Origin of the sequence: Variovorax sp. SPNA7 (assembly GCF_033807855.1) — a bacterium.
Classification (GTDB): domain Bacteria; phylum Pseudomonadota; class Gammaproteobacteria; order Burkholderiales; family Burkholderiaceae_C; genus Variovorax; species Variovorax beijingensis.
In genome coordinates this window covers 3,326,744-3,339,645 of sequence record NZ_CP138513.1, presented here as the reverse complement: position 1 = coordinate 3,339,645, position 12,902 = coordinate 3,326,744, and the positions used below count along the sequence as shown (strand labels likewise).

Sequence of the window (12,902 nt, the reverse complement as noted above, 5' to 3'; positions counted from 1 at the left end):
CATTTAGACAAGGGAGCACTCCATGCCTCGTTACAACGCTCCATTTGAAATCCATGTGCACGGCGACGTGCCCTTGCGCTCCGACGTCGGCTTCGACCAGATCCAGGAAGCACTCAAGCCGCTGTGGGCCTATGCGGGCGCCAAGTCGCTGGCCGACGGCGCGACGAGCACCTACGAAGAAGAACCCGGCATCCGTTTCGAGCAGAAGGACCACATGCTCCAGATCTGCTGGACGGTGCCGGGCGACGAAGACTTTCGCCAGGCGCTCGACGAGATGTGCATGGCCCTGAACGAATTGTCCGAGCGCGGCGCCGCGATCGAGGTCACCTTCTACGACACCGACTTCGACGAGGAAGAGGGCGACCCCGACGAAGAGTCGCGCGACGATTTCCTGATGCTGTTCGTCGGTCCCAATCCGGCCGCGATCATGCAGGTGCAGCGCGACCTGCTGGTGGAAGACGTCGTCAACCTGATGGAGCGCCACTTCGATGGCGCCGAGCTCGGCGGCGTGGTGTCCGAGATCGACCGCCTTTTCAGCGACCGCTTCGATGCGCTCGTGAATTCGCTCGAGATCGGCAAGCGCCCGCGCGGCACCGGCGGCAGTGGCAGCGGTGGCGGGCATGGCGGCGGCCGCCGCCCGCGCCACCTGCACTGATCCGATCGGGCCAAGGCTGCGCCCGGCGCCCGGTTGACCATCCATCGCCGCATGGCGCTGTTATCGTCTTCAGCCCTGAATCCCGGCGTGCGCAAGCGCGAGGTGTTCGGCTGGGCCATGTACGACTTTGCCAATTCCGGCTACACCACGGTCGTCATCACGGCCGTGTTTGCCGCTTACTTCGTGGGCGGCATCGCCAAGGGCGCACCGTGGGCCGCCTTCGCCTGGACGGCGGCGCTCAGCGCCTCCTATGCCGTCGTCATGCTCTCGATGCCTGCGATCGGCGCCTGGGCCGACCGGCGCGCAACCAAGAAGCGCGTGCTCGCCGTGGCGACCCTGGGCTGCGTCATTGCGACTGCCGCGCTCGCGCTCACGCCGAGCTTCTCCGGGGCCATGGGCGTCGCGGTCGCGATGGCGCTGATCATCGTCTCCAACACCTTCTATTCCTACGGCGAGTCGCTGACCGGCGCCTTCCTGCCTGAACTCGCGACCGCCGAGGGCATGGGCAAGGTCAGCGGGTGGGGCTGGAGCTTCGGCTACGTCGGCGGCATGCTGGCGCTCGGGCTGTGCCTGGCCTACGTGCTGTCGGCCCAGGCGAAGGGCCTGCCTGCGTCGCACTTCGTTCCGGTCACGATGCTGATCACGGCGGCCATCTACGGTGGTGCCGCCTGCGCCACCTTTGCGCTCCTGCCCGAGCGCGCGCAGCCCCGGACGGCTGGCAGCGCAGTGGGTGCATGGCAGCAGCTGCGCGCCACCTTCAGGCAGGCCCGTGCCTACCGCGATTTCATGCAGCTGCTGGTCTGCACCGTGTGCTACCAGGGCGGCGTGGCGGTGGCCATCACGCTCGCGGCCATCTATGCCGAGCAGGTCATCGGCTTCGTGGCGAGCGAGACCATGGTGCTGATCTTCGTGCTCAACATCGCGGCCGCGGTCGGCGCCTTCGGCTTCGGCTACGTGCAGGACCGCGTCGGCCACAAGATCTCGCTGGCCGGCACGCTGGTGGCATGGATCGCGGTCTGCGTGATTGCCGCGATGGCGACCACCAAGGGCACTTTCTGGTGGGCCGCCGCCATCGCGGGGCTCGCCATGGGTTCGAGCCAGTCGGCCGGCCGCGCGATGACGGGTTACCTGGCGCCGCCGCGGCAGCTCGCGGAGTTCTTCGGGCTCTGGACCTTTGCCACGCGGCTCGCGGGCATCATCGGTCCGCTGATGTTCGGCGCCATCACATGGGCTGCGGGCGGCAACCAGCGCATCGCCATTCTCTCGACCGCCGCGCTGTTCATTGCGGGGCTGCTGCTGTTGCTGCCGATCGACATGGCGCGCGGCAGGGAAGCGGCGCTGCGCAGCCGATGAGGGCAGCAGCAGATCAGGGCATCTGCTGCTGCAGGGACTTTGGCACCCGATAGCGCTCGCCGTCGTAGCGCAGCGTCACGGTATTGAAGCGCGCGGGCATGGCCTTTTCGGTGCAGCCCTGGTCCTCCTGCATCTGCGCGCGGCTCTGCACCAGCGTGCGCGACAGCTGCAGATCGGCATAGCCGTTGCTCGCCGGCTTGCCGACCGAAAGCATCGTGCGAAGCTGCTCGAAGCGGCCGGTGCACGTGCTGTCCCATTCGCCGCTGTCGTGGTCGAGCTCGACCTCCTGCAGCACCTGGCGCAGCTTGCTGCCGTGGTGCACGTAGAGGCGGATGGTTTCGCTTGCCACCGTGCTGCCCGGCGCCGTGCCCCGGTAGCGCACGCGCAGCCCGAAGGCGCGCGTGTCGGACGACAGCACGTAGCGCGAGGTGTCGATGCGGATGTCCTGGATGGCGGTGGCGCTGTCTTCGTCGAGTGCCTCGGGCTGGAAGATGCGGCCGATCACCGTGTCGCGCTCGGTGTTGCCGTTGTCGGGCCGCTGGATCAGCAGCAGTTCCAGGTCGAAGACCTTGGCGCCCGTGCTGCTGGTTTCGCGTGGCACGGGCAGCACCACGATGCTGCGTCCCGGAAAGGCGGGCCAGAGCTTGCAGGCGGCCAGGCGCTCATCGAGCGGACGGTTCGGATAGAGCTTGGCATGCATGCGCTCGGCGAGGCCGCTCTCGCAGGCCGCATGGCCGAGGCCCGCTGCCGAGAGGCCGAGCAGCAGCAGGGCGCAGCGCAAAAGAAGATGCATGGTGTCGGGTCGGCTTCAGGCGGCGGTTGCGGCAGCCGCCGAGCTGCCTTGGGGCTGTTGCAGCCAATGCGCGGCGGCGGCTTCGAGCGTGGCCGCGTCGCCGCTGCCCTGCAGGACCAGCCCGCCTTCGCCGCCTTGCGCGAGGCGGCCGAGCGAAGCCAGCACGCGCCGGGCCTGCTGCGCGACCGGCGCGCCGGTGTCGATGAAACGCAGCGCGGGCGGTGCATGGCGCTGCAACTCGTTCTTCACGAGCGGGTAGTGGGTGCAGCCGAGCACCACGGTATCGACCTGGCCGGGCGCATCGCCCAAAGGTCCGGCTTTGCTCATGTAGCGGGCGCAGAGTTCCGCGATGGCCGCGGTGTCGAAGCCCTCGATCGCCTTCACGAGCCCGTCGCAGGGCACACCGCGCACATTGGCCGATCCTGCGAAGGAGTCGCGCAGCGCCGCGTACCTGGCACTGGCCAGCGTCCCGCGCGTGGCCATCACCGCGATGTGGCCGGTGCGGCTGGTCGCCACGGCGGGCTTGAGCGCAGGCTCGAGGCCCACGATGGGCAAGGCCGGATGCTCGGCGCGCAGCAGGTGGATCGCCGCCGTGGTGGCCGTGTTGCAGGCCACCACCAGCGCCTTGATGCCGTGCTCGGCCATCAGTTGCTCCACCACCTTGCGCGAGCGCTCGATCACGTAGCCATCGCCGCGCTCGCCATAGGGCGCAAAAGCGGTGTCGGCAAAGTACACGAAGCGCTCGTGCGGCAGCTCGGCGCGCAGCGCGGCCAGCACGCTGAGCCCGCCGACGCCGCTGTCGAAGACGCCGACCGGGTTGTTCAAGCCTCTTCCATCATGATGGTCTTGAACTCGCCGCTCGCAATGCGCTTCTGCCACTCGGCCGGGCCGGTGATGTGCGCGCTCGTGCCGCCGGCATCGACCGCCACCGTCACGGGCATGTCGACCACGTCGAATTCATAGATGGCTTCCATGCCCAGGTCCTCGAAGCCCACCACCTTGGCGGTCTTGATCGCCTTGCTCACGAGGTAGGCGGCGCCGCCCACGGCCATGAGGTAGGCGCTCTTGTGCTTCTTGATGGCCTCGATGGCGACCGGGCCGCGCTCGGCCTTGCCGATCATCGCGATCAGGCCGGTCTGGGCCAGCATCATCTCGGTGAAGCCGTCCATGCGCGTGGCGGTGGTCGGGCCGGCCGGGCCCACGGCCTCGTCGCCCACCGGATCGACCGGGCCGACGTAGTAGATGACGCGGTTGGTGAAATCGACCGGCAGCTTCTCGCCCTTGGCCAGCATGTCCTGGATGCGCTTGTGCGCGGCGTCGCGGCCAGTGAGCATCTTGCCGTTGAGCAGCAGCGTGTCGCCGGGCTTCCAGCTCGCCACTTCGGCGGGCGTGAGCTTGTCGAGGTCGACGCGCTTGCTCTTCTTTTCGTCGGGCGCCCAGTTGACGTCGGGCCAGAGGTCGAGCGAGGGCGGGTCGAGGTAGACCGCGCCGCTGCCGTCCATCACGAAGTGCGCATGCCGCGTGGCCGCGCAGTTGGGGATCATCGCCACCGGCTTGCTGGCCGCGTGCGTGGGGTACATCTTGATCTTGATGTCGAGCACGGTTGCCAGGCCGCCCAGGCCCTGCGCGCCGATGCCCAGCGCATTGACCTTCTCGTACAGCTCGATGCGCAGCGCCTCGACCTTGCTGAGCTCGGCGCCCGAGGCCTTCTTGGCCTGCAGCTCGTGCATGTCGAGGTCGTCCATCAGGCTTTCCTTGGCCATCAGCGCGGCCTTCTCGGCCGTGCCGCCGATGCCGATGCCCAGCATGCCCGGCGGGCACCAGCCGGCGCCCATGGTGGGCACCGTCTTGAGCACCCAGTCGACCACGCTGTCGCCGGGGTTCAGCATCACGAGCTTGCTCTTGTTCTCGCTGCCGCCGCCCTTGGCCGCGACCGTCACTTCGACGGTGTTGCCCGGAACGATCTCGGTGAAGATCACTGCGGGCGTGTTGTCCTTGGTGTTCTTGCGGTCGAACTGCGGATCGGCCACGACCGAGGCGCGCAGCGTGTTGTCGGGGTGGTTGTAGCCGCGGCGCACGCCTTCGTTGACGGCGTCGTCCAGCGAGCCCGTGAAGCCGCCCCAGCGCACGTCCATGCCCACCTTGAGGAACACGTTGACGATGCCGGTGTCCTGGCAGATCGGGCGGTGGCCCGTGGCGCTCATCTTGCTGTTGGTCAGGATCTGCGCGATGGCGTCCTTGGCGGCGGGGCTCTGCTCGCGCTCGTAGGCCTTGGCCAGGTGGGCGATGTAGTCGGCGGGGTGGTAGTAGCTGATGTACTGCAGCGCGGCGCTGATCGATTCGATCAGGTCGGCCTGCTGGATCGTGGTCGTCATGGTGGGGGGTGCTTTTTGGAGTGTGGAAACGCCCCCCGATTATCTCAGCCGCCGCGTTCTACCTTGCGGCGGCCCGGGCTTCCTCGATCCAGCCGTCGAACAGCGGCCGGTGCACCCGGATCCAGCCGTCCGCGTGGCGCTCCAGGTCTTGCTGCGTATTGGCGCCCTCGCTCATGCGCAGGTTCTGGGCGTTGATGTCGCCGATCGGCAGTTTCATCACCTCGAACAGCCTGCCGGCGGCCGGATTCTTCTCGACGAAGGCCCGGTTGGCGACGATCTGCTCCTGGTTGGCCTGGAAGCCGTAGTTCTTGCCGTTGGGGAGCTGCGTGTCCGCGTTGCCGCCCTGGGAGGACGAGAAGGGCACCTGCAGCCACACCACGTCCGCTCCGGGCCGCAGCACCGCGCTGACCCAGTAGGGCGTCCAGGTGTAGTACAGCACCGGCTTGTCCTGCTTGAAGCGGGCGATGGTGTCGGCCATCAGCGCGGCATAGCTGCCCTGCTTGTGCGTGACGGTGTCGCGCAGCCGGTAGGCCGTCAGGTGGTTCTCGATCGCCAGTTCGCAGCCCCAGCCGGGGTTGCAGCCCGTCAGGTCGGCCTTGCCGTCGCCGTCGGCGTCGAACAGCCTGGCGATGGCCGGGTCCTTCAGCTGCGCGATGCTGCTGATGTTGTACTGCTCGGCCGTCTTGCGGTCGATCAGGTAGCCCTGCACCGCGCCGTCCGAGTACACGCCCTTGCGCCACAGCTTGGCGTCGCCGCCGCTGTTCTTGTAGAAGTCGGCGTGCAGCAGGCTCCAGTGGTTGGCCATGAAAGTGGCGTCGCCGTTGGCGATGGCCAGGTGCTCGGTGGCGGGTTCGAGGTCCTTCATGGGCTCCACCGTGTAGCCGAGCTTTTCGAGCGCGCGCATCACGAGCAGCGTCTGGAACGCCTCTTCGGCGAGCGAGCTCTTGAGCGGCTGCACGGTGACGCCCTTGCCGGGCAGGTCGTTGGCGGCCTGTGCGGCCATGCCGAAGGCGGCGAAGCCGAGCGCCAGCAGGCCGCGGGCGAGGATGAGACTGATTTTCTTCATGCGTTGATTTCCTGCGTGACGGCTTATTGCGCTTGCGTGGCGAGGGCGGAAACGGGTTCGTTCGCACCGTCGCCGCGGGACGGCGTGCCGACGAGGCGCTGCAACAGGCGCAGTGCCAGGCCGGCCGGCCCGGTGTGCCACCAGCGGCGCCCGGCGCTGCGGCGCGACTTGCCCATGGCCTGCGTGAGCCGGTCGAGCGAGATCGCCAGCAGCACGATGCCCAGGCCGCCCACGGTCGCCAGGCCCATGTCGAGCCGGCCAATGCCGCGCAGCACCATCTGGCCGAGGCCACCGACGGCGATCATCGAGGCGATCACCACCATCGACAGCGACAGCATCAGCGCCTGGTTGATGCCCGCCATGATCGAGGGCATGGCCAGCGGCAGCTGCACCTTCACCAGCATCTGCCAGGGCGAGGCGCCGTAGGCACGCGCGGCCTCGATCAGGTCGGGCCGCACCTGGCGCAGGCCCAGGTTGGTCAGGCGCACCAGCGGCGCCAGCGCGAAGATGATGGTCACGATCACGCCGGGCACGTTCCCGATGCCGAACAGCATCACCACCGGCACCAGGTAGACGAAGGCGGGCGTGGTCTGCATCGCGTCGAGCACCGGGCGCATGAGGCGCTGGGCGCGGTCGCTGCTGGCCAGCAGCACGCCGAGCGGGAGACCGATGATCATGCAGAACACCAGCGAGGTCAGCACCAGCGACAGCGTCACCATGGCCTCGGGCCAGATGCCCAGCATGGCCACGAGCAGCAGCGCCACCGTGGTGCCGATGGCGAGCGCACGGCCGGCGAACTGCCAGGCAAAGAGGCCGATCAGCGCGATCATCGCGAGCGTCGGCAGGCCGGTCAGCAGGCCCTGGACCCAGTTCAGCGTGCTGTCGATGGGCAGGCGCACGGTCTGGAAGAAGGGACGGAAATGTTCGACCACCCAGCCGAGGCCCTGGTTGATCCAGGATTCGACCGGCAGGGAGCCGTCCCAGAGGCGGTGCAGCTGCAAGCCGCTCGCCGTGGCGTCGGCCGAGCCGGCCAGCTGGTGGGCCGCGTCGGCGGGCGCGTCGAGCCAGGTGCTGGTGGTCGAGGTGTCGGGCGCGGCCGACAGCGCTTCCCACGGATCGACGAAGGTGGGGGTTGCGGGCGTGCTCAGGTCGGAAGGGAGTGTGTTGTCGTTCATCGTTCAGGGCCTTCGTGAATTCAGTGCGGCTCGGCGGCGAGCGCGGGTGCGGCGTTGGGCAGGACGGGCTCGATCGGCGGCGTGTCGCGGTCCAGGAACTTGAGCAGCGTCGTCTTGCTGATCGCACCGCAGAAGCGGCCGTCGTTCGCCACCACCGGCAGCGCGCACGGTGCCTGCGCGAGCTGGCCGATCAGGCCTGCCACCGGGGCGTCGGCATCGATGCGCGGCAGGTCGTCGATGAATGCGTGCTGCAGCCCCAGCGAGCCCGAATGCCCGTCGAGCGCGCCGCGCAGCGTGTCCGCCGACACCACGCCGAGGAAGCGCTTGTTCGGGCTCGTCACGTAGGCAAAGTCGCGGTCCTGGTCTTCGAGCAGCTTGAGTGCCGCGCGCGCGCCGCGCTCGGGGTGCTCGCACACCACCGTGAGCGACTTGCGCGCGATGTCCGCCGCCTTGAACACGGCCGCCGCATCGACGCCGCGCACGAAGCTGCGCACATAGTCGTCCGCCGGGCTGCGCAGGATCTCGTCGGGCGTGCCGACCTGGATCACCTGGCCGTCCTTCATGATCGCGATGCGGTCGCCGATGCGCATGGCCTCGTCGAGGTCGTGCGAGATGAAGACGATGGTGCGCCGCTGCTCCTTCTGCAGCCGCAGCAGCTCCGACTGCATCTCGGTGCGGATGATCGGATCGAGCGCCGAGAAGGCCTCGTCCATCAAGAGGATCGACGGGTCCGAAGCCAGCGCACGCGCGAGGCCCACGCGCTGCTGCATGCCGCCCGAAAGCTCGTCGGGGTAGCTGTCGCCCCAGCCCGCGAGGCCCACCTGCGCGAGTGCCAGGTCGGCCTGCGCGAGGCGTTCCTTCTTGCTGGTGCCCGAGAGTTCGAGGCCGAAGGCGGTGTTCTCGCGCACCGTCATGTGCGGCATCAAGGCGAACGACTGGAACACCATGCTGATGTCCTTGCGGCGCAGTGCGCGCAGCCTGGCGTCGGAATGCTCGTTGATGTCCGCGCCGTCGATCACGATGCGCCCCGCGGTCGGCTCGATCAGCCGGTTCAGGAGGCGCACCAGCGTCGACTTGCCCGAACCCGAGAGGCCCATGATGACGAAGATCTCGCCGGCCTGGATCTCGAAGGTGGCATCGAACACGCCGATCGACTGGCCCGTCTGCGCGAGGATTTCCTTCTTCGAAAAACCTTGGCGGACGAGGTCGAGTGCCTGTTCGGGCGAATCGCCAAACACCTTGAAGACATGGTCGATGAGAATTCCTTTGGCCATACGCCGGGGCTCCTTGTGTAAAGGTTGGACACAGCACCGCCCCCCAAAAAGTACGAGGCGGCAACGGTCACGCCATCAGCCGAAGAGCCGTCCGAACAGAGAGCGCGAGAAACGCGTGCAATGACCCGGCGAGCCTTGGAGGGCTGCCGACAGGCACTGAAGACGACGTGGCGACGAAACCAGTGCCCGCCGAAAGGTGGCGTGGCAGTGGGGCCGGAAAACGATCCGGCCGGTGTGCCGGGCAGGGCCCGGCGGGGAGAACCTGGCACCGCGACGGGATTCGGAGATCCGCGAGTAGTGCAGGGCCGACCAACATGACTTGTTGGTCGTCTGAAGCCCATGATTATAACTTTTTGACATGACGCAGGTCAACCCAACGGGCGTAACGTGATGCTGGCTGCGGCCCCAATGGCCCCGTCAAATGCGAGCTATTCTTATTGCCCGATACTCGGGCCGTGCCCGATCAGGCGGCGCGACCATCCAAGACTGCGGAGCTTTTCTCATGACGACTTCCCCCAAGACCCGTGCCGAACGCGATACCTTCGGACCGATCGACGTGCCGGCCGACAAGCTGTGGGGTGCGCAGACGCAGCGCTCGCTGCAGAACTTCGACATCTCGGGCGAGCAGCAGCCGCGCGAGATCATCAAGGCGCTGGCGCAGGTCAAGCGCGCCTCGGCCGCGGTCAACCACGCGCTGGGCCTGCAGGACGAGAAAAAAACCAAGGCCATCATGGCCGCGGCCGACGAAGTCATTGCCGGCAAGCACCCGGGCGAGTTTCCGCTGGTGGTGTGGCAAACCGGCTCGGGCACGCAGACCAACATGAACGTCAACGAGGTGCTGGCCAACCGCGCCAGCGAACTGCTCGGCGGCGAGCGCGGGGAAGGGCGCCTCGTGCATCCGAACGACGACGTGAACCGCAGCCAGTCGAGCAACGACGTGTTCCCCACCGCGATGCACGTGGCGGCGGTCGAGGCCATCACGCACAAGCTGCTGCCGGCCATCGCCAGGCTGCGCGGCACGCTTGAGCAGAAGTCGAAGGACTTTGCCGACATCGTGAAGATCGGCCGCACCCACCTGCAGGACGCCACGCCGCTCACGCTGGGCCAGGAGTTCTCGGGCTACGTGGCGCAACTCGCGCATGGCGAGGCGCATGTGCGCGCCGCACTGCCGCACCTGTGCGAACTGGCGCTGGGCGGCACGGCCGTCGGCACCGGGCTCAATGCGCCCAAGGGCTATGCCGAGCAGGTGGCCGCCGAACTCGCAAAGCTCACGGGCCTGCCTTTCGTGACCGCGCCCAACAAGTTCGAAGCCATGGCCAGCGTCGATGCGCTGGTGCATGCCCACGGCGCGCTCAAGACACTGGCCGCCAGCATGAACAAGATCGCCAACGATGTGCGCTGGCTCGCGAGCGGCCCGCGCAGCGGCATCGGCGAACTCAGCATTCCGGAGAACGAACCCGGCTCGTCGATCATGCCGGGCAAGGTCAACCCGACGCAGAGCGAAGCCGTCACGATGCTGGCCGCGCAGGTGTTCGGCAACGACGTGGCCATCAACATCGGCGGCGCCTCGGGCAACTTCGAGCTCAATGTGTTCCGCCCGATGGTGGCGCACAACTTCCTGCAGAGCGTGCGCCTGCTGGCCGACGGCATGGTGAGCTTCAACGACCACTGCGCGGTGGGCATCGAGCCGAACCGCGAACGCATCACCGAGCTGGTTCAGCGTTCGCTGATGCTCGTGACCGCGCTCAACACGCACATCGGCTACGACAAGTCGGCCTACATCGCGAAGAAGGCGCACAAGGAAGGCACCAGCCTGCGCGAAGCCGCGATTGCCTCGGGCCACCTCACGGCCGAGCAGTTCGACCAGTGGGTGGTGCCGGAGAACATGACCGGCCGTTGATCAGTACCCGATGGTGTAGCGCTGGCGCGAGTGCGCTGGTTTCTCGAGCTCGTCGATGAACGCGATCGCGTAGTCCTCGAACGTGATCCAGCTGCGGCCTTCGGCACTCACGAGCAGGTCGTCCTTGCCCAGGCGGAACTTGCCCGTGCGCTCGCCTTCGACGAACTCGGCCGAGGGCGACAGGAAGGTCCAGTCGAGTTCCTTCTCGTTGCGCAGCGCCTCCAGGAACACGCCGCCGGCCGAGGCTTCGGCCTTGTACGCCTCGGGGAAGTTCGGCGTGTCGATCACCTTCAGGCCCGGTGCCGCGAACAGGCTGCCGGCACCGCCGACCACCAGCAGGCGCTTCACGCCCGCGCGCTTGGCCGGCTCGATGATGGCCGCGGGCGGCACGGTGGAGAAGTGCGCGGCGCTGAACACGGCGTCGTGGCCGGCCAGTGCCTTTTCGAGCGCGGCGCTGTCGAGCACGTCGAGGTCGAGCGCCTTCACGTTGGCGCGGCCCGAGAGTTTTTCGCTCGCCTTGCGCGCGATGGCCGTCACGGTGTGGCCGCGGCGCAGGGCTTCGTCGAGAAGGCGGCCGCCGGCGCGTCCGGTGGCGCCGATGATGGCGATGTGGCTCATTGAATGGCTCCAGAGAGTGGTTGGGATGAATCGCATCTTAGGTTTCTGGTTTCGAAAGAAATACCTCGAATTGCGCGCTTGTTTATTCCTAAAATCGTTCGAATGGACCGATTGAATGCAATGCGCGTGTTCGTCACCGTGGTGGATTCGGGCAGCCTTTCGGCCGCGGCCGACAAGCTCGACCTCTCGCGCCCGGTGGTCACGCGCTACGTGGCCGAACTCGAGCAATGGACGGGTGCGCGCCTCTTGCACCGCACGACGCGCCGGCTGAGTCTCACGGCGGCGGGCGAGGAACTGCTGCCGCGCTGCCGCCAGGTGCTCGAACTCGCGGGCGACATGCAGGAAGCCGTGCGGCAGCCGGCCGAGGCGCCGCGCGGCCAGCTGCGCATCACGGCCAGCACTTCGTTCGCACAGGCGCAGCTGGCCGATGCGGTGGCCGACTACGTGCGGCTCTATCCCGGCGTGGCGGTCGACCTGGTGCTGCTGGACCGGGCGGTGAACCTGGTGGACGAGCGCATCGACCTGGCGATCCGCGTGGCGGTGGAGATCGATCCCAACCTCATTGCGCGGCGGCTCACCGATTGCCGCTCGGTGGTGTGCGCATCACCCGGCTACCTGAAGGAGCACGGGCAGCCGCTGCGCGTGGAGGAACTGGCCCAGCGCAACTGCCTCACGCACTCGTACTTCGGCCGCAGCCTCTGGAATTTCACGCGCAAGGAAGACGGCGCGCCCGTTTCGGTGGCCGTGGGCGGCAACGTGTCGACCAACGATGCCGCGAGCCTGATGCACCTGGCGCGGGCCGGGGCCGGCATCACGATGCTGCCGACCTACCTGACCGCCGGCTTGCTGCAGGCCGGCGAACTGGTGCGGCTGTTCCCGGAATTCGAGCCGCAGGTGGTCGGCATGTATGCGGTGTATGCGTCGCGCAAGCACATGCCGGCCACGCTGCGCACGATGCTCGACTTCCTGGCCAGGCGATTCACCGAGGTGCCCGCCTGGGACCAGCCGAATGCAGGCCGGGCGCTCAGTGCGAGCCGCCGCCCTGTGGCGCGCTCGACGTCATGAGCTTGTCGGTGTAGGCGATGGCCATGGCCGAGAACAGGAAGGCGATGTGGATCACGGTCTGCGCAATCAGCACGCGGTCGGTGTAGTTGTCCGCGTTGATGAAGGTCTTCAGCAGGTGGATCGAGCTGATGCCGATGATGGCGGTGGCCAGCTTGACCTTGAGCACCGAGGCGTTCACATGGCTCAGCCACTCGGGCTGGTCGCGGTGGCCTTCGAGATCCATGCGGCTCACGAAGGTTTCGTAGCCGCCCACGATCACCATGATCAGCAGGTTGGAGATCATCACCACGTCGATCAGCGCCAGCACCACCAGCATGATCACCGTTTCGTTGAGCGTGCCCACCGGCGCGGTGGTCTTGTAGCCGATGCTGGTGATCAGCGCCTGCAGCGCGTCCTTGCTGCCGAAGGCCGCCTCCACCAGGTGCAGCAACTCGACCAGGAAGTGCACCACGTACACCGCCTGCGCCACGATCAGCCCCAGGTAGAGCGGCAGCTGCAGCCAGCGGCTCGCGAAAATCAGCTTGGGCAGCGGCCGGAGCGGCGAGCCGCGGGCTGGAACAGGCGTATTCGGGCGGTCGAAGGATTCGGGTGCGGACATGGAGAGGATGATTGGAAACGACGGGCGATT

The 12,902-nt window shown here is 67.5% G+C and carries 12 protein-coding genes; 4 read left to right on the top strand and 8 right to left on the bottom strand.

Annotated elements, in window-relative coordinates:
• Window positions 1–22 precede the first annotated feature (22 nt).
• Together RZE77_RS15680 and RZE77_RS15675 are read left to right on the top strand one after the other, a co-directional pair.
• Window positions 23–655, top strand: coding sequence for a DUF6806 family protein (locus tag RZE77_RS15680; RefSeq protein WP_012747623.1), 633 nt, complete (start codon window positions 23–25; stop codon window positions 653–655).
• Between the two features lie 51 nt (window positions 656–706).
• Window positions 707–2,008 (top strand): MFS transporter, encoded by a 1,302-nt coding sequence (locus RZE77_RS15675; RefSeq protein WP_319438249.1) that lies wholly within the window; start codon window positions 707–709, stop codon window positions 2,006–2,008.
• 13 nt (window positions 2,009–2,021) lie between these two features.
• Here the strand turns inward: RZE77_RS15675 and RZE77_RS15670 are convergent, their stop codons facing one another.
• Genes RZE77_RS15670 through proV form a run of 6 tightly spaced genes read right to left on the bottom strand, consistent with a single transcriptional unit; the run spans window position 2,022 to window position 8,691 of the window.
• The gene (locus RZE77_RS15670; RefSeq protein WP_319438248.1) at window positions 2,022–2,801 is read right to left on the bottom strand and encodes a PA3715 family protein; all 780 of its coding nucleotides are present in this window, start codon (window positions 2,799–2,801) and stop codon (window positions 2,022–2,024) included.
• Window positions 2,802–2,816: 15 nt separating this feature from the next.
• Window positions 2,817–3,626 (bottom strand): glutamate racemase, encoded by an 810-nt coding sequence (gene murI, locus RZE77_RS15665; RefSeq protein WP_319438247.1) that lies wholly within the window; start codon window positions 3,624–3,626, stop codon window positions 2,817–2,819.
• A complete protein-coding gene (locus RZE77_RS15660; protein ID WP_319438246.1) occupies window positions 3,623–5,176 on the bottom strand; it encodes a fumarate hydratase in 1,554 nt (517 codons plus the stop codon). The genes murI and RZE77_RS15660 overlap by 4 nt, the downstream gene beginning before the upstream one ends.
• A gap of 58 nt (window positions 5,177–5,234) precedes the next feature.
• Window positions 5,235–6,242, bottom strand: a complete 1,008-nt coding sequence (proX, locus tag RZE77_RS15655) for a glycine betaine/L-proline ABC transporter substrate-binding protein ProX (protein ID WP_319438245.1) — start codon at window positions 6,240–6,242, stop codon at window positions 5,235–5,237.
• 23 nt (window positions 6,243–6,265) lie between these two features.
• Entirely contained in the window at window positions 6,266–7,417 is a 1,152-nt protein-coding gene (gene proW / locus RZE77_RS15650; RefSeq protein WP_319438244.1) for a glycine betaine/L-proline ABC transporter permease ProW, read from the bottom strand.
• Window positions 7,418–7,437: 20 nt separating this feature from the next.
• A complete protein-coding gene (gene proV, locus RZE77_RS15645) occupies window positions 7,438–8,691 on the bottom strand; it encodes a glycine betaine/L-proline ABC transporter ATP-binding protein ProV (protein WP_319438243.1) in 1,254 nt (417 codons plus the stop codon).
• 502 nt (window positions 8,692–9,193) lie between these two features.
• Here proV and fumC point away from each other — a divergent pair.
• Window positions 9,194–10,591 (top strand): class II fumarate hydratase, encoded by a 1,398-nt coding sequence (fumC, locus tag RZE77_RS15640; RefSeq protein WP_319438242.1) that lies wholly within the window; start codon window positions 9,194–9,196, stop codon window positions 10,589–10,591.
• Here fumC and RZE77_RS15635 read toward each other — a convergent pair whose 3' ends face one another.
• Window positions 10,592–11,209, bottom strand: a complete 618-nt coding sequence (locus RZE77_RS15635; protein ID WP_319426304.1) for an NAD(P)-dependent oxidoreductase — start codon at window positions 11,207–11,209, stop codon at window positions 10,592–10,594.
• A gap of 102 nt (window positions 11,210–11,311) precedes the next feature.
• Here RZE77_RS15635 and RZE77_RS15630 point away from each other — a divergent pair, with 102 nt between their 5' ends.
• Entirely contained in the window at window positions 11,312–12,274 is a 963-nt protein-coding gene (locus RZE77_RS15630) for a LysR family transcriptional regulator (protein ID WP_319438241.1), read from the top strand.
• Here the strand turns inward: RZE77_RS15630 and RZE77_RS15625 are convergent.
• On the bottom strand, window positions 12,234–12,872 hold the full coding sequence (locus RZE77_RS15625; RefSeq protein ID WP_124957957.1) for a YqhA family protein: 639 nt from the start codon (window positions 12,870–12,872) through the stop codon (window positions 12,234–12,236). The two genes, RZE77_RS15630 and RZE77_RS15625, sit on opposite strands and share 41 nt — an antisense overlap.
• Window positions 12,873–12,902: the final 30 nt, after the last annotated feature.